The following is a 20,722-nucleotide window of genomic DNA, read 5'->3' as shown; positions in this document are numbered from 1 at the left end:
TTGGCCGAGTACGCGTCGGAGCCGACCTCGAGCCCGCGCCGGGCGCGTACGGCTCGTTCATCAGTGTCTCCTCGATCGCACGGGGACACGACGACGATCCCCCGCACCAGCGTAACCGGGTCTCCTCCGGATGGTCCCGGAGAGAAGTCCCCATGACGGATGCCGCGGCATCCGGCTCCTGATCAGATCGAGTCGCGGGGTGCTTCGATGGCCGCGCCCGCCGTGCCGTCGGAGTACGAGACGCGGATCGTGGGGTTGGAGAGGCCGAGGTCGATGAGTGACGCGCCCAGGGTGATGGATGCCCGCCCGTTCGCGTCGAACTTCGTGCTTCCGGCGTTGACGGACCCGTACTTCACCGAGATCGATGCCCCCGGCTGACCGGTGACGGTGAGCGTGTAGCTGCCGAGGACCTTGATGCCGAGGAGGCTCAGCGTGTAGTGCTTCTCCAGTCCCGCGAACCCGAGGGGTTTGGGGGCCGGGGGCGTGGTCGGAGTCGTCGGGGTCGTCGGAGTCCCGGGGTTCGTGCCCGGGTTGGTCGGGGTGGTCGGAGTGCCGGGATTCGTCGGGGTCCCGGGGTTCGTGCCCGGATTCGTCGGCGTGGTCCCCGGGTCGGTGCCCGGAGTCCCCGTCCCGGGGTTCGTCGTGCCCGGATCCGCCCCTCCAGGGGCGCTTCCGCCGGGAGTCCCAGGGGCCGCATCGGATCCGGGGGCCTCGGACGTCGGCGCGTCTGTCTTCTTGCCGCCGTCCTTGTCGTCGGCCCGATCGTCGTCGACGGTCTTCTCACCGGCATCCGGTGTGTCGACCGAGTCGGACTCGCCGCCCGGGACGCTCGTGTCCTGCACGGCCTGCGCGCGATCGGCGTAGGTCGTCACCGGGATGTTCGCGAGGGCCGACAGGTCGCCGCCGCCCGAGGTGAGCAGGCCGACCGAGATCAGGCCGACGCCGCCGACGGCGGAGACGATCGCAAGGGTTCGCCTGCCCCGCGACCAGCCGGCGACGGTGGCGTGTGCGCGCGCGACCGCGCCTGCCGCGGGCAGAGCAGCGGTCGACTCGGCCGCGTGGCGGCTGTCCTTCCTGCTGGCGCCTGCGGGCGCGGCGACGTCGGGATCGGGCCCCTCCTGCCCCCGCGACGCGGGCCGAGGCCGCATCGAACGGCCCTGCCGCGCCTCCGGCTCAGGGCCCCTCTTCCGACGAGCTCGCCCGCGCCGGGCGCGTGCTCGAGGTCGTCTCCGACGCGTACTCGGCCAAGATGGTCGGCCAGGAGCGTCTGCGCATGAGCCTGCTGATCTCGCTCATCGCCGGCGGCCACATCCTGCTCGAGAGCGTCCCGGGCCTCGCCAAGACCACCGCCGCGAGCACCCTCGCCGACACCGTCAAGGCGCGGTTCAAGCGCATCCAGTGCACCCCCGACCTGCTGCCCAGCGACATCACGGGCAACCAGATCTACGACGCGGCCACCGGATCGTTCCGCACGGTGCTCGGCCCCGTGCACGCGAACTTCGTGCTGCTCGACGAGATCAACCGCTCCAGCGCGAAGACCCAGAGCGCCATGCTCGAGGCCATGCAGGAGCACCAGACCACCATCGGCGGGGAGGTGCACCACCTGCCGAAGCCGTTCCTCGTGATCGCCACGCAGAACCCCATCGAGCAGGAGGGCACGTACGAGCTCCCAGAGGCGCAGATGGACCGCTTCCTGCTCAAGGAGATCGTCGAGTACCCGAGCCCCGCCGAGGAGTTCGAGATCCTCGGCCGCATCGACTCGGGCGTGCTCGACCCCGACCGGCACGTCGAGAGCGCCGTGAGCCTCGACGACGTGCGGCTGCTGCAGGACGTCGCCTCGCGCATCTACGTCGACCCCGCCATCCGCAACTACATCGTGTCGCTGTCGTACGTGACGCGGAACCCCGCGCCGTACATCGGCGAGGAGCGCGCGCGGTACATCAAGTACGGCGCGAGCCCGCGCGCGAGCATCGCCTTCCTGCAGGCGTCGCGAGCGCTCGCCCTCCTCAACGGCCGCGCGCACGTGCTGCCGGAGGACATCAGGGCGCTGCGCCACCTCGTGCTGCGCCACCGCGTGCTGCTGACGTTCGAGGCCGACGCCGAGGGCATCCGCAGCGAGGAGATCATCGACCAGATCTTCGCCGCCGTGCCCACCCCCTGAGAGCCCGCATGCCCAGCCTGATCACCCAGGTGAAGAGCAAGCTCTTCATCCACTCGTCGCGCAAGTCGCTGCACGCGCTCGACGGCGCCTACGCGTCGCTGCTGCACGGCCGCAGCCTCGACTTCGAGGACCTGCGCAAGTACGAGTACGGCGATCAGGTGCGCGACATCGACTGGCGCGCCACCGCCCGCCAGGGGACTCCGCTGGTCAAGCGGCACAGGGCGCAGCGCATGCACACCATCCTGTTCGCCGTCGACACCGGCCGCTCGATGGGCGCCCTCGCGCACGACGAGCGATCGAAGAAGGAGCTCGCGATCCTCGCCGCCGGTGTCCTCGGCGTGCTGGCACTGCGCCACGGCGACGACTTCACGACCGTGTACGGCGACGCCGCCGGCATCCGCCGCCTCGCTCCCGGTCGCAGCGAGGGCGCCCTGGAGCACGCGCTGCGCACGATCGACTCGGCGATCGACGCCAGCAGCGCACCCAGCGACCGCGACGCCCTGCTGTCGTTCATCACGCGCACGATCTCGCGCCGCATGATCGTCGTGATCGTCACCGATGAGGCGCCCGTCACCGCGGACACGGAGCGGATGCTGCGCCGCCTCCGCGTGCAGCACGACGTGCTGTGGCTGACGGTGCGCGACGCCGAGGTCGTGCTCGACCACGCGACGCGCACCGTGCGCAGCGACGTCGACACGATGTGGGACGTGCCCGACTTCGTGCAGGGAGACGCCGAGATCGTGCGCGAGCTCACGGCGCAGACCGAGGCGGATGCCGCGCGCCTCGCCGAGACCCTGAAGGGTCTGGAGATCAGCCACTCCGTTCTCGACGGCCAGGACGACGCCGTGACGCAGCTCCTGCAGCTGCTCAACCGGAGGTCCCATGCCCGGCTCTGACGAGCTCTACCCTCCGTTCCAGTACTCCGGCTGGTGGCTTCTGCTCGCCTTCGGCATCCTGGCGGTGCTCATCCTGGCCGCGTGGCTGCTCATCGTGCTGACCCGACCGCGCCGCGGGGTCGCCCAGCCGGATGCCGCGCACCCCGGTCCGCTCACCGTCGACGTGCTCTCGCAGCTGCGCATCGAGTACCTCGACCGGATCCAGCTCGTCGAGGCCGACTACCGCGCAGGGAAGCTCTCCGCCCGCAATGCGAACCTCGAGCTGAGCAGGGTCGTGCGCACCTTCGTGAACGAGTACAGCGGACTGGAGGCCCCCGTGCTCGCTCTGGACGACCTCGTCGCCCGCGGCGTGCACCCGGCGCTGATCGACGCCATGGGGCGCCACTACTACCCCAGCATCTTCCGCCCCGGTCCCGCGATCGATCCGGTCGCCGGCGCCGAAGCCGCCAGAACGGTGGTGCGCTCATGGCACTAGCGAACGGGTGGATGATCCTCATCGCCGCCGGGGTCGTGCTCGCCGCCGTCGCGATCGGGCTGCTGCTCGGTCTGCGCGCACGCGCCCGCACCGCGGCGGGAGAGCGGGCGCGCATCGCCCGCGCAGAGCGGCTGAGGTCGCTGCCCACGTTCCGTTCCGCCCTCCGTCGGCGGGTGCTCGGGCTCTCCGGCATCCTGATCCTCGGCGCGGTCGCGACGCTCGCCGCCGGCGCCGTCGCGGCGAGGCCGATGTCGTCGCAGACGATCCAGCCCGTGAACACGAGCCGCGACATCATGCTGTGCCTCGACGTGTCCGGGTCCATGAGCGAGGTCGACGTCGAGGTCCTCTCCGTCTTCGAGGAGCTGCTCGACGGCTTCAAGGGCGAGCGCATCGGACTCACGATCTTCAACAGCTCCCCGGTGCAGGTCTTCCCGCTCACCGACGACTACGCGTTCATCCGGGAGCACCTGCGGAGCATCCGCGAGAGCTTCGACTACGCCGACGAGATCCCCGAGCACTGGGTCGGCACCCTCAACGGCGACGGCGCCTCGCTCATCGGAGACGGCCTCGCCGCGTGCGCCATGGGCTTCGACCACCCCGACGACGAGCGCTCGCGCTCCGTCATCCTCGCCACGGACAACGAGATCAACGGCGCCTCGATCGTGACCCTCGACGAGGCCGCTGCATACGCCGGCTCGAACGGCGTGCGGGTGTTCGCCCTCAACCCGGTCGAGGGCAAGGACGCCGACGTGAGCGCCCAGCTCGCGCGGGCCGCCGAGAGCACCGGCGGCCAGGCATACGGCCTGCGCGACACCACCACGGTCGGCGACATCATCACCCAGGTGCAGAAGCAGGAGGCGACCGCGCTCAAGGGGCAGGCCAGGGTCGTCTGGACCGACACCCCGAACCTGTGGATCGTCGTGCTCATGATCCTGACGCTCGCCTTCGTCGTCGTGGTCTGGAGGGTGCGACTGTGATCTTCCAGCCCGTCCTCAACGTCTTCCTGCTGCTGCTCTTCTTCGCGCCTGCGGTCGCGCTCGTCATCTGGGTGCTGACCCGGCGGAGCGAGGAGACCCGCGCCCCGCGCTGGCTGTGGGTCATGCGGCTGGTGATGCTGCTCGCGTGCTTCGCGATGCTGCTGCGCCCCGGCATCCCCGGGGGCTCGACGCAGACCCTCGCGACCGACACCGACATCGTGCTCGTCGTCGACACCACCGCGAGCATCGTCGCGGAGGACTGGGACGGCGGTGAGCCGCGCCTCGACGGCGTGCGCGCCGACATCCAGGCGATCGTCGCGGAGTACCCCGGCGCGCGCTTCGCGCTCATCACCTTCGACGCGGCCGCCGATCTGAGGATGCCGCTCACCACCGACACCACGGCGCTGATCTCCTCGCTCGACGTGCTGCGCCCCGAGGTCACCAGCCAGTCGCGCGGCAGCTCGGTCGGGATCGCGAACCGGATGCTCGACGACACCCTCTCGCAGGCCGCGAAGTCGTCTCCCGACCGCTCCCGCATGGTGTTCTACTTCGGCGACGGCGAGCAGACCGACGGCGGGACCCCCGAGTCGTTCGCCAGCAGCGCGAAGCGGACGGATGCCGGCGCGGTCTTCGGCTACGGCACCGAGGAGGGCGGGCCCATGCGCCTCACCACCGGCGGGGTCGACCCCTCGGCCGACGGCGGGTACATCCAGTACCAGGGCGAGGACGCGACGTCGGTGATCGACGAGAAGAACCTCACGACGATCGCGGAGCAGCTGGGCGTGCCGTACGAGCACAGGACGGCGGACTCCGCACCGACGCTGCCCGCGGCTCCGTCGACGACCACGAGCTACGCGGCCTCGGGCGAGACGGGGAACGCCACCGAGCTCTACTGGATCGCCGCGCTCGTCATGATGGCGCTGCTCGCCGTCGAGCTCGCGCGCGCCACCATGCTCGTCGCCCGACTCCGGCTGCTGAGAGCGCCGGGGGCTCCCCGGTCGCCGAGCGAGCGCAGCAGGACGACGCGCCCAGACCAGAGCACGGGCGGTGAGTCATGACCGATGCACAGGCGGCGGCATCCGCTCTCCTCGCGGCCAACCGGCGGCGCCGACTCGTCCGCCGGTGGGTCGCTGTCGGCGCCCTTCCCCTGGTTCTCGTCGCGCTGCTCTTCGTGGGCAAGCTGCTGAGCATGTACGCCTTCGCCCACCAGGCGATCAGCTCGTACGTCGTCGACGACTACGCGGGCTCCGAGGCATCGGCCCGCAACCAGGAGTTCCTGAACTGGTTCGAGCCGTACAAGGCGCCCTTCAACGTCGGCACGGCGCTCGCGGGGGCAGAGAAGCTCCCCGAGGCCCGCGCGAAGCTGGAGGAGTCGCTGACCCTCGCGCACGGCCTCGAGGTGTGCACCGTGAGGATCAACCTGGCTCTCGTCATCGAGCGCCAGGGAGACGCGGCACGCGAGGGCGGCGACGGCGCGGCCGCTGCCGAGTTCTACGGCGAGGCGCTGACCGTGACCGCGGAGACGCCGGCGGAGTGCGACAGCGAGGATGCGCAGAAGCAGTCGTCCGACCCTGACCGCGACATGAAGAAGACGACGGACGACCTCGAGGACCGCCTGAAGCAGAAGCAGCAGGAGCAGCAACAGCAACAAGAGCAGGAGCAGCAGCCGAAGCCGGAGGAGCAGCCCCAGAAGCCGCAGCCCTCGGAGGACAAGCTCGACGACCTCAAGGAGAAGCTGGAGCAGGGCACGCAGGAGCGCGACCAGCAGCAGAACGGCGATGAGCCCGGCGGCTCCGGGACGGACAGGCCATGGTGATGGACCGGGAGAAGCAGCGCCAGCGCTACATCGCCGGCACGGAGGGCGCCCCTCCCGTGCCGCCGCCCGGCGGGTACCGCGGGGCACGGCGTCAGCAGGGCCCCGCGGTCGCCCCTGGTGCGCCGTATCCGGCCGTCCCTCCGGCATCCCCCGCGGGGGCGACCGCTCCTGGTGAGGAGAAGAGACCGGCCTCGGCGTTCGGCTGGGTCACGCTCGGCGTCGCCGCCCTGTTCGCGGTGATCCTGCTCGGCACCTTCCTCGCCGGGGCGACGGACGCCCTCTACGGCATCACCATGATCGCGCTGCAGCTCGCCGTCCTCGGCGTCGTGATCGCCTCCCTGTTCTCGGCACGCGCGCGGATGCTGGGCGGCATCGCCCTGATCATCACCCTCTTCTTCAACGTCGCCACCGTCGGGGGGATCAGCGCCCTGCGGACCTCGGCAGCCGGCACCTACGACGGCGTGAAGAGCGACGCGCAGAAGCACGAGGAGGCGTACCCGGGCATCAAGGGCACCGACCCGCAGGATGCTCTGAACCAGCAGTCCCTCGAAGAGGTGCGCGCCTCGGCGGACAGCCTGTTCACCGACATCCGCACGGCTCTGACGGAGGAGTTCGGCTACGAGTGGGTGCAGGTCGGAGACGAGGACATCCGCCCGGAGCGCAACGGTTACGGCGGCGAGTCGATGCTCAGCGAGTACACGACCGCGAGCTGGGCGACCACCGAGCCGATCCAGGACTACGACCGCAAGACGGCCGTGATGGGCGTGATCCAGAACGTCGTGATCCAGCACGGGATGTACGGCCTCTACGCGTTCAACGACCCCTCGACATCGAGCATCGACCCGTCGATGATGGCGAAGCTGTACGGCAGCGACGACCCGCGCACCCAGCACACCTGGGAGTCGTACTCCGAGAACTACCCGGAGCCCCTGCGGTTCTACGCCGACATCTACGACCTGTCGAACGATCAGGACGGCAGCTTCCTCACCACGCGGCAGGCGCAGAACGCCCGCACCGGCGAACCGCTCGAAGGGCTGCAGCTGACGGTCATCGCGAGCGGCGTGCTGAGCGACGCCGACCGCGACGCGTTCGTGAAGAAGCTCGAGGAGTACCCGGGGTTCCCCTGAGTCGGCCTCAGCCGGTTCAGCGGGAGAGGGTGAGGAGCATCCGAGCGAGGGCGTACCGGGTGTGGCCCCGCGGTGCCCTCGGGTCGTACCCCAGGACGTCGATCAGCGCCGTGAGCCGCTCCTGAACGCTCGAGTGATGCCGGCCGAGCCGGACCGATGCCGCACGGACGCTGCGCTCATCGGCGACGGCGTCCAGCAGTTCCAGGCTGCGAGCATCGAGGCAGGCGAGCGCTTCCGCATCCGGATGCGGCGGGGTGGAGTCCGCCGCCTCAGCCAGGAGCAGCGCCGCGCCCAGATCGGCGGCGTCGACCACCGGGTCTGCCTCGCTGGTCAGGCGCACGGCGATGAGCGCCGCCGACCACGACGTCGGCAGAGTCGACGCAGCGCCCGTGGTCAGCCCGATCCCGAGGCGCGGGGCCATACGATCGCGCCACGCCTCCATCGGCTCGATGCCGGAGTGCAGAATCGTCGCCCTGGTCAGGCCATGCCTGGTGGCCACGACGGCTGACGGATGCTGTGGCAGTGGCGCCGGATCCGGCGGAGAGGCGACCACCCGCAGCGGGGCCTCTCCCAGGCGGAGACGCGACACGGCTCCCGCGCGCTCCTCGTCGCCCGCGTAAGAGCTGATCGCCAGCTCGACAGCGCTCTCCTGTCCGATCGTCCGCCGCGCTCGGATGATTCCGAGTGCGAGGACGAGCCGTTCGAGGATCATCGCGTCGTTCGAGTGCGGCTCTCCCTCGCGCTCGATCCACGCCACGGCATCCGGTCCGCTCTTCCGCGTCGGCCACGGCTCGCCGAGCCCGTCAGGGTCGATGCGCACCCCGTCCGCACGCACACGCACGGTCTGATGGCCGTCGCGGTGGCCGACGGTCGCGCCGCTGAGCACCGCCGCGCCACGCAGCATGCTCTCGACACCCACCGAACGCGCGACGAGTGCATCGAAGTAGGAGACGACCTTGAGGGTCTCGCTCGCATCCGGATCGAGGGCGGTGAGCCGCCCCAGCAGGTCTTGCATGTCGGGCTCCATCGCGCGGGGATTCCACCCTACGCCGGTCACGACGACCGACGCAGGGTGATGATCACGCTCCCAGCAGGCGGTTCATCCAGTTGTCGCGAGCCGCGAGCATGGCCTGAGCCACGGCGCTCTGGGGGGCGAAGGCCTCGAAGGCGTGGAATCCGCCGGCCCAGACGTGGAGCTCGGCCTGCACACCCGCCTCCCACAGTCGGGTGGCGTAGGCGACGTCCTCGTCACGGAACACCTCGGCGCTGCCGCAGTCGATGAAGGCGGGCGGGAGCCCTGCGAGATCGGCCGCCCGCGCCGGAGCGGCGTAGATCGACACCTCGGCCGTGCCCTTGCGATCACCGAGCAGCGCCGTCCATCCCAGGACGTTCGATCCGCGATCCCAGAGGCCCACGCCGTCGATCTGCCGCGTCGAGACGGTCTCATCGCGGTCGTCGAGCATGGGATAGAGGAGCATCTGGCCGAGCAGCGCAGGGCCGCGGCGGTCCCGCGCCAGAAGCGCCGTACCCGCCGCGAGTCCACCGCCCGCGCTGCCCCCGGCGATGACGATCCGGCGCGGATCGATGCCGAGCTCGTCGGCATGCTCCGCGGTCCAGCGGAGGCCCGCGTAGCAGTCCTCGACGGGGTACGGATCGGGGAACTCCGGTGCGAGCCGGTACTCGACGGTGACGATGACACCGTTGAAGCGCTCTGCCCAGTCGAGGAACCCGTCGACTCCGAGCCAGCGGTTGCCGATGATCATCCCGCCGCCGTGCGTGTGGAAGATGCCGGGGCCGACACCGGTGCGCCCCTGCTTCTGCACGACGCTCACGACGATCTCGTCGCCGCCGTGCCCCGCTATGGTGACGTCGCGCGAGACGAAACCTCGCGAAGCGAGAAGGTCGGCCATCTGGTCCTCGCCGCTGACGATGGACTCGCGCATGAACGGGATCATCTCGAGGGTGAGCGTCGTCGGGATCTCTCCCCCCGCGAGCAGCAGCGCCGCCTCGAGCTCGGGGTCGAACGGCGGTCGCGCGATCGTGTCGGTCATGTGAACTCCTTCGTCCTCACTCGCCACCTCGGCGGTGTTCAGCCAGAATCCTGCCCATCCTCGCCACGCGGAACCCGCCAACCGGGGCGGATCCGCAGGGCTCTCACCGCCGTCTGGCGGATGCACGCCCCTCCAGGAGCCGAGCGGCTCAGACCGGGTCGGCGTCCGACAGGTCCTCGACCGCGGTCGCGGTCGTCCCCTCGAAGCGCACCCCGATGCCGAACGGGTCGGCCATCTCCAGGCTCGACTCGGCGAAACGCAGCATCCAGGATCCATCGCCCCAGATCACCGCCTCAGGCGCGTCGAACGGGGACTCCGCTGCGTCCAGCTTCACGAGCTCGGAGGGTTCGAGGGCGAACTGCGGCTCACGAAGCCGTTCGAGCAGGTAGTCGGCGGCGATCTCGACGTACCCCTCCCAGCCCGAGCACACGGTCGCCGCACGCTCGCGCACCGCGGCATCCGGCGCGGCCGCGGGATCGATGACGATGTTCACCGACCAGGACCTGCTCCCGTCGACATCGATCGTCGACGTCCAGCACGCGATCGAATCGTCGGAGTCGACACGCGAGAACTCTGCGCCGCCGATGACGACGCTCTGGGGAAGATCATCCATGAGCCCAGTCAAACATGCACGTCGCCTGGCGCGCAGACGCCCGATCCGACGGCATCCACCCGCCCGCCGAAACAGCCGACACGCCGCCGATAGACTGGGAAGCATGTCCAAGGTTCTCCAGTCCCTGCCCGTCGGCGAGCGCGTCGGCATCGCCTTCTCCGGAGGACTCGACACCTCCGTCGCCGTCGCATGGATGCGCGACAAGGGAGCCGTCCCGTGCACCTACACCGGAGACCTCGGACAGCCCGACGAAGACGACATCGAGTCGATCCCCGGACGCGCGCTCGAGTACGGGGCAGAGGTCGCCCGCCTCGTCGACGCCAAGACCGCGCTGGTCGAAGAGGGCTTCGTCGCCCTCGCCTGCGGCGCGTTCCACATCCGCTCCGGAGGCAAGACCTACTTCAACACCACGCCCCTCGGCCGCGCCGTCACCGGCACGATGCTCGTGCGCGCCATGAAGGAGGACGGCGTCGACATCTGGGGCGACGGCTCCACCTACAAGGGCAACGACATCGAGCGGTTCTACCGCTACGGCCTGCTCGCGAACCCGCGCCTGCGCATCTACAAGCCGTGGCTGGACGCCGACTTCGTCACCGAGCTCGGCGGCCGCAAGGAGATGAGCGACTGGCTCGTCGAGCACGGCTTCCCCTACCGCGACTCCGCCGAGAAGGCGTACTCGACCGACGCGAACATCTGGGGCGCGACGCACGAGGCCAAGACGCTCGAGCACCTGAACGTCTCGCTCGAGACCGTCGACCCGATCATGGGCGTCAAGTTCTGGGACCCTTCGGTCGCCATCGAGACCGAAGACGTCACCGTCACCTTCGAGGCCGGCCGCCCCGTCGCCATCAACGGCGTCGAGTACACCGACCCGGTCGAGCTCGTCCACGAGGCCAACCGCATCGGCGGACGCCACGGCCTCGGCATGAGCGACCAGATCGAGAACCGCATCATCGAGGCGAAGTCGCGCGGCATCTACGAGGCCCCGGCCATGGCGCTGCTGTTCATCGCCTACGAGCGCCTGGTCAACGGCATCCTGAACGAGGACACCCTCGCGACGTACCACGAGCAGGGTCGCCGCCTCGGCCGCCTCATGTACGAGGGCCGCTGGCTCGAGCCGCAGTCGCTCATGCTGCGCGAGTCGATCCAGCGCTGGGTCGGCCTCACGATCTCCGGTTCCGTCACGATCCGCCTGCGCCGCGGTGACGACTGGACCATCCTCGACACGGTCTCCCCGAACCTCTCCTACGGCCCCGAGAAGCTGTCGATGGAGCGCGTCGGCGACGCCGCCTTCGGCCCCGTCGACCGCATCGGCCAGCTCACGATGCGCAACCTCGACATCGCCGACTCGCGTGCACGCCTGGAGCAGTACGCGGGCCTCGGCCTCGTCGGCGGTGCGACCGGTGAGCTGGTCGGACGCGTGACCGCGGGCGAGTCCACCGAGATCACCGGCGCCGTCGAGGGCTCGGTCTCCGAGGCCGACGAGACGCTGGCTGACGCCGTGGACACGGCGTCAGAGGGCGCCGCCTTCGACTCCGGCACCGACTGACACGTCGGTCGCTGAAGAGGGGGCGGATGCTGCGGCATCCGCCCCCTCTTTCTGCGCCGGCCCTGCGATCGGTCCGCCAGAACTCCGGAGATCTGCGTGACCTTCCGCCACGGGCGGCGGGTGCCTCCGCGGAGAACGCGCCGAACGGCCCCGCCGAGTCCACGATTCTCCGGAGTCCTGGACGGCTCAGGGTCAGCGCGCGGGGTCGGCGTCGTCGACGACGTATCTGTGGTGCGTCCCCTCCACGTCGAGCACGACCGTGACCGCGTCCTGCTGCTCTCCGCCGACGGTGATCACCGCCGTCGCACCCGACGGCGCCTCCGTCACCAGCTGCGCCACCCTGGTGGCCGCGGCATCGCCGAGAACGCGCTCGTCCTCCGCGTCGGAGAGCATCGTGATCGACACGGCACGAGCCCTGGCCTGGGCCGCCGCCGCGTTCAGCGCGGGATGCTGCAGGCGCGGAGAGCGGATGCGGTCGCGGATCGCACCCTCCAGGATGCGGATGCCGGTGAGCGCCTCCTCCGTGAGCTCGCCGCCGTCGCGCAGCATCCTCAGCGTGGGCGAGACCTGCGCACGGATCGCATCGAGCTCGCGCTGCAGGTCGCCAGACGCCGCATCCAGCGCCCGCGTCATGCGCTCCGACTCGGCAGCCGCCGAACGATGCCTCCTCTCGCGGCCGACCATCCCACGCAGGATGCCCCGCCACAGAAGCCCGAGCACGGCGACCGACACCGGGATCGCGAGCATGTTGGCCACTCCGCCGGCGTCCTGCCCTCCGATCTCCGCCCAGATCAGCACCGCGGCGACCTGCAGCGCCGTCCCGCTCAGACCCGTCACGAGGTTTCCGCGGGCGACCTGGAGCGCGACGAGGTACGCCGCGTAGTCGATGAGCCAGACGTCCTTCGCCACGGTGCCCTCGATCAGCACGAGGAGCGTGATCGACAGCGTCGCGGCGGGGATGCTCAGCGCCCTGAGCCCCGTGAGCGGACGGTCCCGCGGATCCGTCAGCAGGACGGCGCCGGCGAGCGCGACGAGATAGGCGAGCATCAGCAGCGGGCGCGGCGGCGAGAAGTGACCGGCGAGGACTCCGCTGGCCACACCGCTCGCCCACACCGCGACCATCACCCAGCGGGCGGCGCGCGATGCGAGCCCCGACGCCCCGGTTCCCGTCGTGTTCACGGCATCCACGTCAGGATCACCTCCGTCCCGTCACCCGGCGCCGACCTGACCTCGGCGCTCCCGCCGGCGACGTCGCTCATCCGCCCCACGATGCTCCCGGAGAGGCCGAGACGACCCGCGGCGGCGCTGGCCGCGTCGAACCCGACGCCGTCGTCGCGCACCACCGCCCTGATCGCGCCGCCCTCGACGCGGACGTCCACGTCGATGTTCTGCGCCTGCGCGTGCCTCACGGCGTTGCGCAGCGCCTCGGCCGCGGCGCCCATCACCGCGGCGAGCGCACGCACCGAGACGATCTGATCGTCACCGGACGCGACCATCCTCGCCGTCGGCGCCACCCGCTCCAGGCGGACGCGCAGCTGATCGGATGCCGCTCGCCCGTCGACCTGGGCGGTGTCGGCATCCGATGACGCCGCATCCAACACGGTCAGAGCGTGCAGGGCCTCCTGCCGGAGGATGTCGGGAGCCGGACCGCGGAACAGGAGCGCGGCGGTGAACACCGACAGCACATCGTCGTGGACGAAGCGGCTCAGCTCGGCCCTGCGGTGGGCTCTGGCGTCGCTGCGCGCCTGCAGCTCGGCGGCCTCGCGCGCGGCGGTCTCGGACTCGTGCAGGTTCGCCAGGGCGTTGCGGATGCCGTAGAGGATCACCGTGAATCCGATGTTGCTCATGTGCACCGGGGTGGCGACCGCGACGGCCTCGGAGACGCTGCCGGTGAAGATCCACGAGGAGAGGGCGACGGTCGCGCCGGAGCCGACCGACAGGGAGAACGCGAGCGGGGCGCGGAAGGAGACGGCGAGCAGGCTGACCGCCGTCGGCTCCAGCAGCCACACCCACGGGATCACCGCAGGGTCGGCGCCGCGGTAGGCCGCGAAGGACAGCAGCTGCAGTCCGATCACGAGCAGCGAGGCGCTCGGCCAGGCGACCCGCAGCACGCTCATCGGGAGCACCCGGCCCAGCGCGGCGAGCAGGAGGAAGGCGACGATCGCCAGCAGGCCGAGGACCGTCCACCACTCGGCGAAGTCGTCGAACTGCGCGATGAGCGGAGGCGCGGGGCTGCCGACGAACAGGATCGAGATCACGGCGAGCGCGGAGCACAGGGTGATGAGCCACCCCACCTGGCGATTCGCCCGCACCGTCGCCGCGGAGGCGCTGCGCATCAGCCGTCCCGCTCGACCAGGCCGTCTTCGACGGCGCGGCGGAAGAGGTCGACCTTGGTCGGCGCCGCACGGTCGACGGATGCGTACTTCGTGCGGATGCGGCGGATGTGGTCGAGCACCGTGTCGCGGGAGATGAAGAGCGCCGCGCTGACGCGATCCGCGGTCTCACCCGAGGCGTAGAGCGCGAGGACCTCCGCCTCCCTGGCGCTCAGATGGGCGCTGACGAACGCACGGTCCTCGACGAGAGCGGCCGCCCAGTCGGGGGTCGCCACCTGGCCCCCGCTCAGCACCGTGAGCACCGAGCGCACCAGCGCGACCGGCACCTCCGACTTGCGGATCATCCCCGCGACGCCCGCCTTCGCCGCCTCGCGCACGAGCCGCGGCTGCTCGCCGCTGGTGTAGGCGAGGACAGGAGCCCCGGTGCGGGAGAGCAGGCGCATGTTCTCGGCCGGCGTGGAGCCGTCGGCGAGCTGGAGGTCGAGCAGGATCAGGTCGAGTCTCCCGCCCCGCGCGAGCACGGCGGCCGCGGTGGATGCGCTGGCGACGACGTGGAGGTCGGGATGGGAGTTGATGATCGCCGTGACCCCCAGGGCCACCGCCGGGTGGTCGTCGATGATGGCGATGCGCGCTTTCATGCTCTCGAACTCCCCAGGTGGATGCGTGCGGCACTACGCCCCCCCACGGGGAAGCTACCGCATTCGGATGCCGCTCCGCCACGGCGATATATCAAAGCGGGATCGTCGCCCCTCGGCTCGAGGATCCTTCGCCCGACGTGCCCTCTCACTGTGGCACGGCGCCACGCTCGGCACCCCTCGAACTGACTGCCCCGATACCGTTGACCCGTCAGAACTGACTGCCTGTGAGTCCACCCCATTAACTTGCACAACACTGTGCACTATAAGTTACGATAGTGACATGACCACCCGTGCACCCCGCCGCGATGCCGTGGAGAACCGCGCCGGCATCCTGGACGCCGCCCGCTCGACGCTGGCGGGCGACCCGCACGCCTCCGTCGACGTGATCGCCCGGAGCGCCGGCCTCTCGCGTCGCACCCTCTACGGGCACTTCGACGACCGCGACGCCCTGATCCGCGAGATCATCTCCAGCGGCGCCCAGCGGTTCAACGCGATCGCCGAATCGGTCTCGGACCCCGACTGCCGCATCGCCCTCGCCCGTCTCGCCGCCCGCCTCTGGCGCGAGGCCGCGCACGTGCAGGTCGCCGCGGCGCTCGCCCTCGACGAGGCCCACGTCGAGCACACCGCCGACGCCCTCGTCCCGCTGCGCCGCACGGTCGCGAACCTCGTGACACGGGGCCAGGAAGACGGGAGCTTCCGCACCGACCTCGCCGCCCCCACCCTCGCGCGGCTGATCGAGGAGACCGCCCGCACGGCGATCGCCCGCACGGACGCCGCGAGCGAGGGCGCATCGAACCTCGCCGTCCGCGCCGTCCTCAGCATCGCCGGGCTCTCCTGGCGAGAGGTCGACGCCCTGCTCGCCGCTCATCCCGACATCATCACGACAGAGGCCCCATCATGAGAGATGTCACGTGGAGAACTGCGCTCGACACGACGATGAGCGCGCCGGAGGGGGCACGATGCACAACTCGCTGAGCGTCTTCCGGCGCGACGTCCGCCGCATCGCACGCGTGAGCAAGGCGTGGATCATCATCGTCGGCGTGATCGTCACGCCGTCCCTCTACGCGTGGTTCAACATCATCGCCTTCTGGGACCCGTACTCGAACACGCAGAACGTCTCCGTCGCGATCGTCAATCAGGACGAGGGCGCGACCTCCGACCTCACCGGACACATCGACGTCGGTGGCGAGCTCGTCGGCCAGCTCAAGGAGAACGACCAGCTGGGGTGGGAGTTCGTCGACGAGGACGAGGCCATGGATGCCGTCCGGAGCGGGAAGAGCTACGCGGCGATCATCATCCCCGCGGACTTCAGCCGCGACTTCGTCAGCATCACCACCGGCGACTTCCACCGCCCCGCTCTGCAGTACTTCGTCAACGAGAAGGCGAACGCGATCGCCCCGAAGATCACCGATGTCGGCGCCTCGACGCTCGACACCCAGATCAACAGCACCTTCGTGTCCGTCGTCGCCGAGGCCGTCACCGAGCAGCTGAAGAACGCGGGAGGAGACGCCGAGGCCAGGCTCGGGGATGCACGCGACGGGACGGTCGCGGCCCTCGACGACGCCGTCGGCAAGGTCGACACCGCCCGCCAGCGCATCACGGAGCTGCAGACCGGCCTGACCGGCGCCCAGTCCGGAATCGACAGCGCCGCGGTCGCGCTGCGCGATGTCGACAAGACCCTCGGAGAGGTGCAGAGCGCCGTCGCCCAGGCGCAGAAGATCGCCGCAGAGGCGCAGCAGGAGCTCCTCGCCTTCACCGATGAGGTGACCTCCGCCTACGTCTCCGGCGCCACCCTGCTCGCCGACGCGTCATCGAAGATGAACACCTCGATCGCCACGCTGTCGACGGGCCTGCACAAGGCGAACGTCGCGGTGGGCGGGGCGATCAGCGACCTCTCCGCGGTCATCGACTCCAACGCCAAGGCCCTCGACGAACTCCAGGCTGCGCTCGACGCCACCACCCCGGGATCCGACGCCGCCCAGCGGCTGAGCGAGGCGATCTCCGCCCTGCAGGAGCGCAACACCGCAGACGCGCAGGTGCTCGCACAGCTGAAGCAGCTGAACACCGACGTCTCCTCCACGATCGACTCCGTCACGGCCTCAGCGGATGCTGTCGATGCTGCCGTCGGCACGGCGGCGACCTCGGCCGGCGCCATCCGGGATGCCCTCACGCAGAGCATCCCTCAGCTCAACCACGCGATGTCGGTCCTGTCGTCCAGCGCGGATTCCTTCTCGGCCGCTCTGGGCGCCCAGCGCACCCAGCTGACGCAGGCGCAGGGCCTGCTCGCCGGCCTCAAGACCCAGCTCACGTCGACCACCGCGGCGCTCACCGCTCTCGACGACAACCTCGCCGCCGCGCAGTCCGGTCTCGGCGGGGTGCGCACCGACATCCTGGCGCTCAGCGCCGCCGACATCTGGAACCGGCTCAGCACGATCAGCGGACTGGACGCCGACCAGATCGCCCGGTTCATGGCCTCACCCGTCGAGGTCGAGGAGAACGTGCTGTTCCCGACGAAGTCATACGGATCGGCCATGGCCGCACTGTTCACCAACCTGTCGCTGTGGATCGGCGCGTTCGTGCTGATGGTCATCATGCGGCTCGAGGTCGACACCGAAGGGGTCGAGGGGGTCTCGGTGCGGCAGGCGTACCTCGGGCGCTGGATGCTGCTGGCCTCGATCGCCGTGTTCCAGGCCGTGCTCGTGTGCGTGGGCAACCTCGTCATCGGCGTGCAGACCGCGAACCCGTTCGCCTTCGTCGGGACCGGCGTGCTGATCGGCCTGGCCTACCTCAGCATCATCTACGCGCTGTCCGTGTGCTTCGGCATCGTCGGCAAGGGCCTGTGCATCCTGCTGGTGATCTTCCAGATCCCTGGCGCATCGGGGCTGTACCCGATCGAGATGATGCCGGACTTCTTCCGCGGGCTGTATCCGTTCCTGCCGTTCACCTACGGCATCGACGCACTGCGCGAGACCATCAGCGGCTTCTACGGCGGCCACTACTGGCGGTTCATGGGAGCGCTGGCCGTCTTCGTCGCACTGGCCTTCGTGCTCGGGCTGTTCCTGCGCCGCCGGCTGGGCAACTTCGCGCTGCTGTTCAACACCCGCCTCGCCGAGAGCCAGCTGTTCGTGAGCGAGGACGTGCAGATCACCGGCCGCCGGCGCACGCCGGAGATCATCCGCGCCCTGACCGACGGCGACGGCTACCGCGCGGAGGTCGCGCAGCGCGCCCGGCGGTTCACCGATCGGTACCCGACGGTGCTGCGCCTCACGCTGATCGTCGGCGTCGGAGGGATGGCCCTTCTCGGCCTCGCCGCGTGGCTCACCCCCGGCGCGAAGGCGACGATGCTCGGCCTGGGCGCGCTGTGGTGCCTGATCCTCATCGCCTTCCTGGTGACGCTGGAGTACGTCAAGCAGAGCATCCATCAGGCCGCCGAGGTGGCCGACCTGCCCGAGACCGACCTGCGCGAGGCTCTGGTCGTCGAGAACGGCCGCGGGGCGCTCCTGCTGGCCGACGCCGTCCCCCACGCGGGCGCAGAGGCCTCACCCGCTCGCACCGCCGTGCTGGAGCGGCCGGATGCCGTCGTCGATGACGCGGCCGACGACACGGCCGTCCTGGAGGAGCTGTTCATCGCCGACGACGTCGATCGCGACCCCGACACCGGGGCCCCCCACACCGAGGTGCTCGACGCACAGGCAGAGACAGAAGCCGACGCGGACGCGGAGCCCGTGCAGACCGACACGGATGCCGGACCGATCGACGCCGAGAAGACGGACCCGCCGGAGACCGGCCACGACGCGCAAGAAGGTGAGGACGACAAGTGAAGAACATCCTGAGCGTCTTCCTGTTCGACCTGCGACGGGCGACGAGCAACGTCATGACGGTCATCGTGCTGTTCGGCCTCGTCGTCATCCCCTCGCTGTTCACCTGGTTCAACGTGATCGCGAGCTGGAACCCGTTCGACAACACCAAGAACCTCACCGTCGCCGTCGCGAACACCGATGACGGGTATCAGAGCGATCTCATCCCGCTCCGCATCAACGTCGGCGAGCAGGTGCTGTCGGCGCTGCGGGCGAACGACGATCTGAACTGGGTGATCACCTCGGAGGACAAGGCGATCGACGGCGCGAAGTCGGGCGAGTACTACGCCGCGATCGTGCTCCCGCCGAGCTTCAGCGCCGACATGATGACGTTCTACTCGAACGGCTCCGAGCGCACCTCGATCGAGTACTACACGAACGAGAAGAAGAACGCCCTCGCCCCGAAGATCACCGAGCAGGGCGCGGGGGAGGTCACGACGAGCATCAACGAGGTGTTCACGGAGACCCTCAGCGAGGCCGCGCTGAACATCATCACGTCGCTCTCCGGCTACCTCGACGACGCCGACACCCAGGCGATGCTGTCCCGGCTGCAGGCCCACGTCAGCCAGGTCGCCGCGCAGATGCGTTCCGGGTCGGCGACGGCCGACATGTTCACCTCCCTGATCGCCTCGAGCCGGCCGCTGGTCGACAGCGCATCGGCGCTGGCGACGGCATCCGGTGACGCGCTCCACGACGCGACCGGCGCACTGGGCGGCGGAACGGATGCCGCCCGAACGCTGAAAGACGTCCTCACATCCACCACGTCATCGCTCGGCGCCGCCCTGTCCGGCACGGCCGACAGCTACCAGGCCGTCGCAGACAGCATCGACGACGTGTTCGCGTCGATGAGCACCCAGTCGGGCGACGCCGCCGGGGCCGTCGGCGCCGTCGCGACGCGGGTCCAGACGCAGATCGACCAGTACCAGGCCCTGCACGACACCCTCGTGAACGACGTCCGTCCGCAGCTGCCCCCGGCGACGCTGGACGAGTTCGACCGCGCCGTATCGCGGATCGAGGCCGCCATCGTCCGGCAGCAGGACCTGCACGACAGCCTCGTGCAGACCGCGACGGACATCACCGACACGAACGCCGACGTCCAGGGCCGGCACCAGGAGATCACGGCGCTGATCGCGAGCGCGAAAGCGGCCGTGGAGGATGCGCGGAACGCGTACACGGGCAGCCTGCGGCCGAAGCTCGACGCCCTCGCCGACACCCTCTCGACCATCGGCGGCAGCATCGACTCGATCGAGTCCGATCTCTCCTCCGTGGCCGACTCGCTCTCCGGCTCGGACTCGCTGCGCACGGCGCTGACGAACGCCGAGTCGTTGACGACCGAGATCTCGGGCTCGCTCACCGAGACCGCCGATCGGTTCGACGCTCTCGCCGCCGCGCTGACGAAGGCCATCGACACCGGCGACCTCAGTGAGCTCACCGCGCTGATCGGCGCGGACCCGCATGCGCTCGCCACCCATCTCGCCGAGCCCGTCGAGCTCAAGCGGGTGCCCGTCTACTCGGTCGTGAGCTTCGGCGCCGCCATGACTCCGCTCTACACGACCCTCGCACTGTGGGTCGGAGCGCTGCTGATCTCGGTGTCGATCCGCGTCGACCCTCCCCGTGGCGAGGGCTCCGGCCTGCCGGCGCTCTCCCCCACCCAGACGTATCTCGGCCGGTTCGGCATCTTCGCGGTCGTCGGGTTCCTGCAGAGCTCTCTGGTGTGCCTCGGCAGCGTGCTTTTCACTCAGGTGGAGCCGAAGCATCCGTTCCTGCTCATCCTGACCGGATGGGTGATGTCGCTGGTGTTCACCCTGATCGTCTACACGTTCGTGGTGACGTTCGGGAACGCGGGGAAGGCGCTGGCCGTGCTGATGCTCGTCGTGCAGATCTCCAGTTCCGGTGGCGCCTACCCGCTGCAGGTGCTCCCGCAGTGGTTCCAGAACATCAGCCCGTTCCTTCCCGCGACGCACGCCGTCAACGCGATGCGCTCCGCGATCGCCGGCATCTACCACAACGACTTCTGGGTGTCGCTGGGCTGGCTGTCCGCCTTCATGCTGCCCGCCCTGCTGCTCGGTCTGGTGCTGCGTCTGCCGCTCATCGGCTTCAACCAGAAGCTGCTGCGCGCGCTGGCGTCCACGAAGCTCATGTGAGTCCCTGAGGGCCCCGGCCCTGGGTATGATGCGAGAACGCGTACTGACACGCGTCCTGGGGCTCGTGGGACTGAGTCTCACGACG

19 protein-coding genes are annotated in these 20,722 nt (G+C 70.0%); 12 read left to right on the top strand and 7 right to left on the bottom strand.

Going from position 1 to position 20,722, the window contains the following annotated elements; genetic code table 11:
- Window positions 1–182, top strand: a 182-nt coding sequence (locus CQ047_RS18995; protein WP_219844596.1) for a hypothetical protein, incomplete at its 5' end; no start/stop codon positions are given.
- Here the strand turns inward: CQ047_RS18995 and CQ047_RS06680 are convergent.
- Window positions 183–1,148 carry a hypothetical protein gene (locus CQ047_RS06680; protein WP_105673518.1) on the bottom strand — a complete coding sequence of 322 codons (966 nt, stop codon included), beginning with the start codon at window positions 1,146–1,148 and terminating at the stop codon, window positions 183–185.
- 101 nt (window positions 1,149–1,249) lie between these two features.
- Between CQ047_RS06680 and CQ047_RS06675 the strand changes: the two genes are divergently transcribed.
- From CQ047_RS06675 to CQ047_RS06645, 7 genes are read left to right on the top strand one after another with little or no spacing between them, the layout of a single operon-like run.
- Complete coding sequence (locus tag CQ047_RS06675) at window positions 1,250–2,161, top strand: AAA family ATPase (protein ID WP_374954053.1); 912 nt, start codon at window positions 1,250–1,252, stop codon at window positions 2,159–2,161.
- An 8-nt stretch (window positions 2,162–2,169) separates the two neighbouring features.
- Window positions 2,170–3,057, top strand: coding sequence for a DUF58 domain-containing protein (locus CQ047_RS06670; RefSeq protein ID WP_105673514.1), 888 nt, complete (start codon window positions 2,170–2,172; stop codon window positions 3,055–3,057).
- Window positions 3,044–3,532, top strand: coding sequence for a hypothetical protein (locus CQ047_RS06665; RefSeq protein ID WP_105673512.1), 489 nt, complete (start codon window positions 3,044–3,046; stop codon window positions 3,530–3,532). The genes CQ047_RS06670 and CQ047_RS06665 overlap by 14 nt, the downstream gene beginning before the upstream one ends.
- 11 nt (window positions 3,533–3,543) lie before the next feature.
- Complete coding sequence (locus CQ047_RS06660) at window positions 3,544–4,509, top strand: VWA domain-containing protein (protein ID WP_105673510.1); 966 nt, start codon at window positions 3,544–3,546, stop codon at window positions 4,507–4,509.
- The gene (locus CQ047_RS06655) at window positions 4,506–5,567 is read left to right on the top strand and encodes a VWA domain-containing protein (RefSeq protein ID WP_181155852.1); all 1,062 of its coding nucleotides are present in this window, start codon (window positions 4,506–4,508) and stop codon (window positions 5,565–5,567) included. The genes CQ047_RS06660 and CQ047_RS06655 overlap by 4 nt, the downstream gene beginning before the upstream one ends.
- Entirely contained in the window at window positions 5,564–6,325 is a 762-nt protein-coding gene (locus CQ047_RS06650; protein ID WP_105673508.1) for a hypothetical protein, read from the top strand. Before CQ047_RS06655 ends, CQ047_RS06650 begins: the two co-directional genes overlap by 4 nt.
- Complete coding sequence (locus CQ047_RS06645) at window positions 6,319–7,452, top strand: hypothetical protein (protein WP_105673506.1); 1,134 nt, start codon at window positions 6,319–6,321, stop codon at window positions 7,450–7,452. The genes CQ047_RS06650 and CQ047_RS06645 overlap by 7 nt, the downstream gene beginning before the upstream one ends.
- A gap of 16 nt (window positions 7,453–7,468) precedes the next feature.
- Here the strand turns inward: CQ047_RS06645 and CQ047_RS06640 are convergent, their stop codons facing one another.
- The 3 genes from CQ047_RS06640 to CQ047_RS06630 all read right to left on the bottom strand — a co-directional run bounded on the left by CQ047_RS06640 (window position 7,469) and on the right by CQ047_RS06630 (window position 10,116).
- Window positions 7,469–8,467: a hypothetical protein gene (locus tag CQ047_RS06640; protein WP_258132511.1), complete on the bottom strand. Its 999-nt coding sequence runs from the start codon at window positions 8,465–8,467 to the stop codon at window positions 7,469–7,471.
- A gap of 64 nt (window positions 8,468–8,531) precedes the next feature.
- Window positions 8,532–9,503 carry an alpha/beta hydrolase gene (locus tag CQ047_RS06635; protein ID WP_105673502.1) on the bottom strand — a complete coding sequence of 324 codons (972 nt, stop codon included), beginning with the start codon at window positions 9,501–9,503 and terminating at the stop codon, window positions 8,532–8,534.
- Between the two features lie 148 nt (window positions 9,504–9,651).
- Window positions 9,652–10,116 (bottom strand): hypothetical protein, encoded by a 465-nt coding sequence (locus tag CQ047_RS06630; protein WP_105673500.1) that lies wholly within the window; start codon window positions 10,114–10,116, stop codon window positions 9,652–9,654.
- A 103-nt stretch (window positions 10,117–10,219) separates the two neighbouring features.
- Between CQ047_RS06630 and argG the strand changes: the two genes are divergently transcribed.
- On the top strand, window positions 10,220–11,665 hold the full coding sequence (gene argG, locus CQ047_RS06625) for an argininosuccinate synthase (RefSeq protein WP_105673498.1): 1,446 nt from the start codon (window positions 10,220–10,222) through the stop codon (window positions 11,663–11,665).
- 192 nt (window positions 11,666–11,857) lie between these two features.
- Here the strand turns inward: argG and CQ047_RS06620 are convergent, their stop codons facing one another.
- From CQ047_RS06620 to CQ047_RS06610, 3 genes are read right to left on the bottom strand one after another with little or no spacing between them, the layout of a single operon-like run.
- The gene (locus tag CQ047_RS06620; RefSeq protein WP_105673496.1) at window positions 11,858–12,853 is read right to left on the bottom strand and encodes a hypothetical protein; all 996 of its coding nucleotides are present in this window, start codon (window positions 12,851–12,853) and stop codon (window positions 11,858–11,860) included.
- A complete protein-coding gene (locus tag CQ047_RS06615) occupies window positions 12,841–14,001 on the bottom strand; it encodes a sensor histidine kinase (RefSeq protein WP_105673494.1) in 1,161 nt (386 codons plus the stop codon). Before CQ047_RS06615 ends, CQ047_RS06620 begins: the two co-directional genes overlap by 13 nt.
- Window positions 14,001–14,636, bottom strand: coding sequence for a response regulator (locus tag CQ047_RS06610; protein ID WP_105673492.1), 636 nt, complete (start codon window positions 14,634–14,636; stop codon window positions 14,001–14,003). The genes CQ047_RS06615 and CQ047_RS06610 overlap by 1 nt, the downstream gene beginning before the upstream one ends.
- A gap of 280 nt (window positions 14,637–14,916) precedes the next feature.
- Between CQ047_RS06610 and CQ047_RS06605 the strand changes: the two genes are divergently transcribed.
- The 3 genes from CQ047_RS06605 to CQ047_RS06595 are packed head-to-tail and all read left to right on the top strand — an operon-like array spanning window position 14,917 to window position 20,637.
- Window positions 14,917–15,537 carry a TetR/AcrR family transcriptional regulator gene (locus tag CQ047_RS06605; protein WP_105673490.1) on the top strand — a complete coding sequence of 207 codons (621 nt, stop codon included), beginning with the start codon at window positions 14,917–14,919 and terminating at the stop codon, window positions 15,535–15,537.
- Window positions 15,538–15,595: 58 nt separating this feature from the next.
- Window positions 15,596–18,457 (top strand): YhgE/Pip domain-containing protein, encoded by a 2,862-nt coding sequence (locus CQ047_RS06600; RefSeq protein WP_219844595.1) that lies wholly within the window; start codon window positions 15,596–15,598, stop codon window positions 18,455–18,457.
- Window positions 18,454–20,637, top strand: coding sequence for a YhgE/Pip domain-containing protein (locus tag CQ047_RS06595; protein WP_105673488.1), 2,184 nt, complete (start codon window positions 18,454–18,456; stop codon window positions 20,635–20,637). Before CQ047_RS06600 ends, CQ047_RS06595 begins: the two co-directional genes overlap by 4 nt.
- Window positions 20,638–20,722 lie beyond the last annotated feature (85 nt).

The organism is Microbacterium sp. MYb72 (assembly GCF_002979415.1).
Classification (GTDB): domain Bacteria; phylum Actinomycetota; class Actinomycetes; order Actinomycetales; family Microbacteriaceae; genus Microbacterium; species Microbacterium natoriense.
The sequence above is the reverse complement of the archived record's forward strand: the minus strand, read 5'-3'. Positions and strand labels throughout refer to the sequence as shown.

What these genes read in the sequence shown, in the direction of transcription:
- CQ047_RS06650 (WP_105673508.1), top strand. Translation starts at nt 5,564, where the DNA reads ATGACCGATGCACAGGCGGCGGCATCCGCTCTCCTCGCGGCCAACCGG.
- CQ047_RS06640 (WP_258132511.1), bottom strand. Translation starts at nt 8,467, where the DNA reads ATGCAAGACCTGCTGGGGCGGCTCACCGCCCTCGATCCGGATGCGAGC.
- CQ047_RS06610 (WP_105673492.1), bottom strand. Translation starts at nt 14,636, where the DNA reads ATGAAAGCGCGCATCGCCATCATCGACGACCACCCGGCGGTGGCCCTG.
- CQ047_RS06635 (WP_105673502.1), bottom strand. Translation starts at nt 9,503, where the DNA reads ATGACCGACACGATCGCGCGACCGCCGTTCGACCCCGAGCTCGAGGCG.
- CQ047_RS06630 (WP_105673500.1), bottom strand. Translation starts at nt 10,116, where the DNA reads ATGGATGATCTTCCCCAGAGCGTCGTCATCGGCGGCGCAGAGTTCTCG.
- CQ047_RS06680 (WP_105673518.1), bottom strand. Translation starts at nt 1,148, where the DNA reads ATGCGGCCTCGGCCCGCGTCGCGGGGGCAGGAGGGGCCCGATCCCGAC.
- CQ047_RS06645 (WP_105673506.1), top strand. Translation starts at nt 6,319, where the DNA reads ATGGTGATGGACCGGGAGAAGCAGCGCCAGCGCTACATCGCCGGCACG.
- CQ047_RS06670 (WP_105673514.1), top strand. Translation starts at nt 2,170, where the DNA reads ATGCCCAGCCTGATCACCCAGGTGAAGAGCAAGCTCTTCATCCACTCG.
- CQ047_RS06675 (WP_374954053.1), top strand. Translation starts at nt 1,250, where the DNA reads ATGGTCGGCCAGGAGCGTCTGCGCATGAGCCTGCTGATCTCGCTCATC.
- CQ047_RS06665 (WP_105673512.1), top strand. Translation starts at nt 3,044, where the DNA reads ATGCCCGGCTCTGACGAGCTCTACCCTCCGTTCCAGTACTCCGGCTGG.
- CQ047_RS06600 (WP_219844595.1), top strand. Translation starts at nt 15,596, where the DNA reads ATGCACAACTCGCTGAGCGTCTTCCGGCGCGACGTCCGCCGCATCGCA.
- CQ047_RS06615 (WP_105673494.1), bottom strand. Translation starts at nt 14,001, where the DNA reads ATGCGCAGCGCCTCCGCGGCGACGGTGCGGGCGAATCGCCAGGTGGGG.
- argG (WP_105673498.1), top strand. Translation starts at nt 10,220, where the DNA reads ATGTCCAAGGTTCTCCAGTCCCTGCCCGTCGGCGAGCGCGTCGGCATC.
- CQ047_RS06660 (WP_105673510.1), top strand. Translation starts at nt 3,544, where the DNA reads ATGATCCTCATCGCCGCCGGGGTCGTGCTCGCCGCCGTCGCGATCGGG.
- CQ047_RS06605 (WP_105673490.1), top strand. Translation starts at nt 14,917, where the DNA reads ATGACCACCCGTGCACCCCGCCGCGATGCCGTGGAGAACCGCGCCGGC.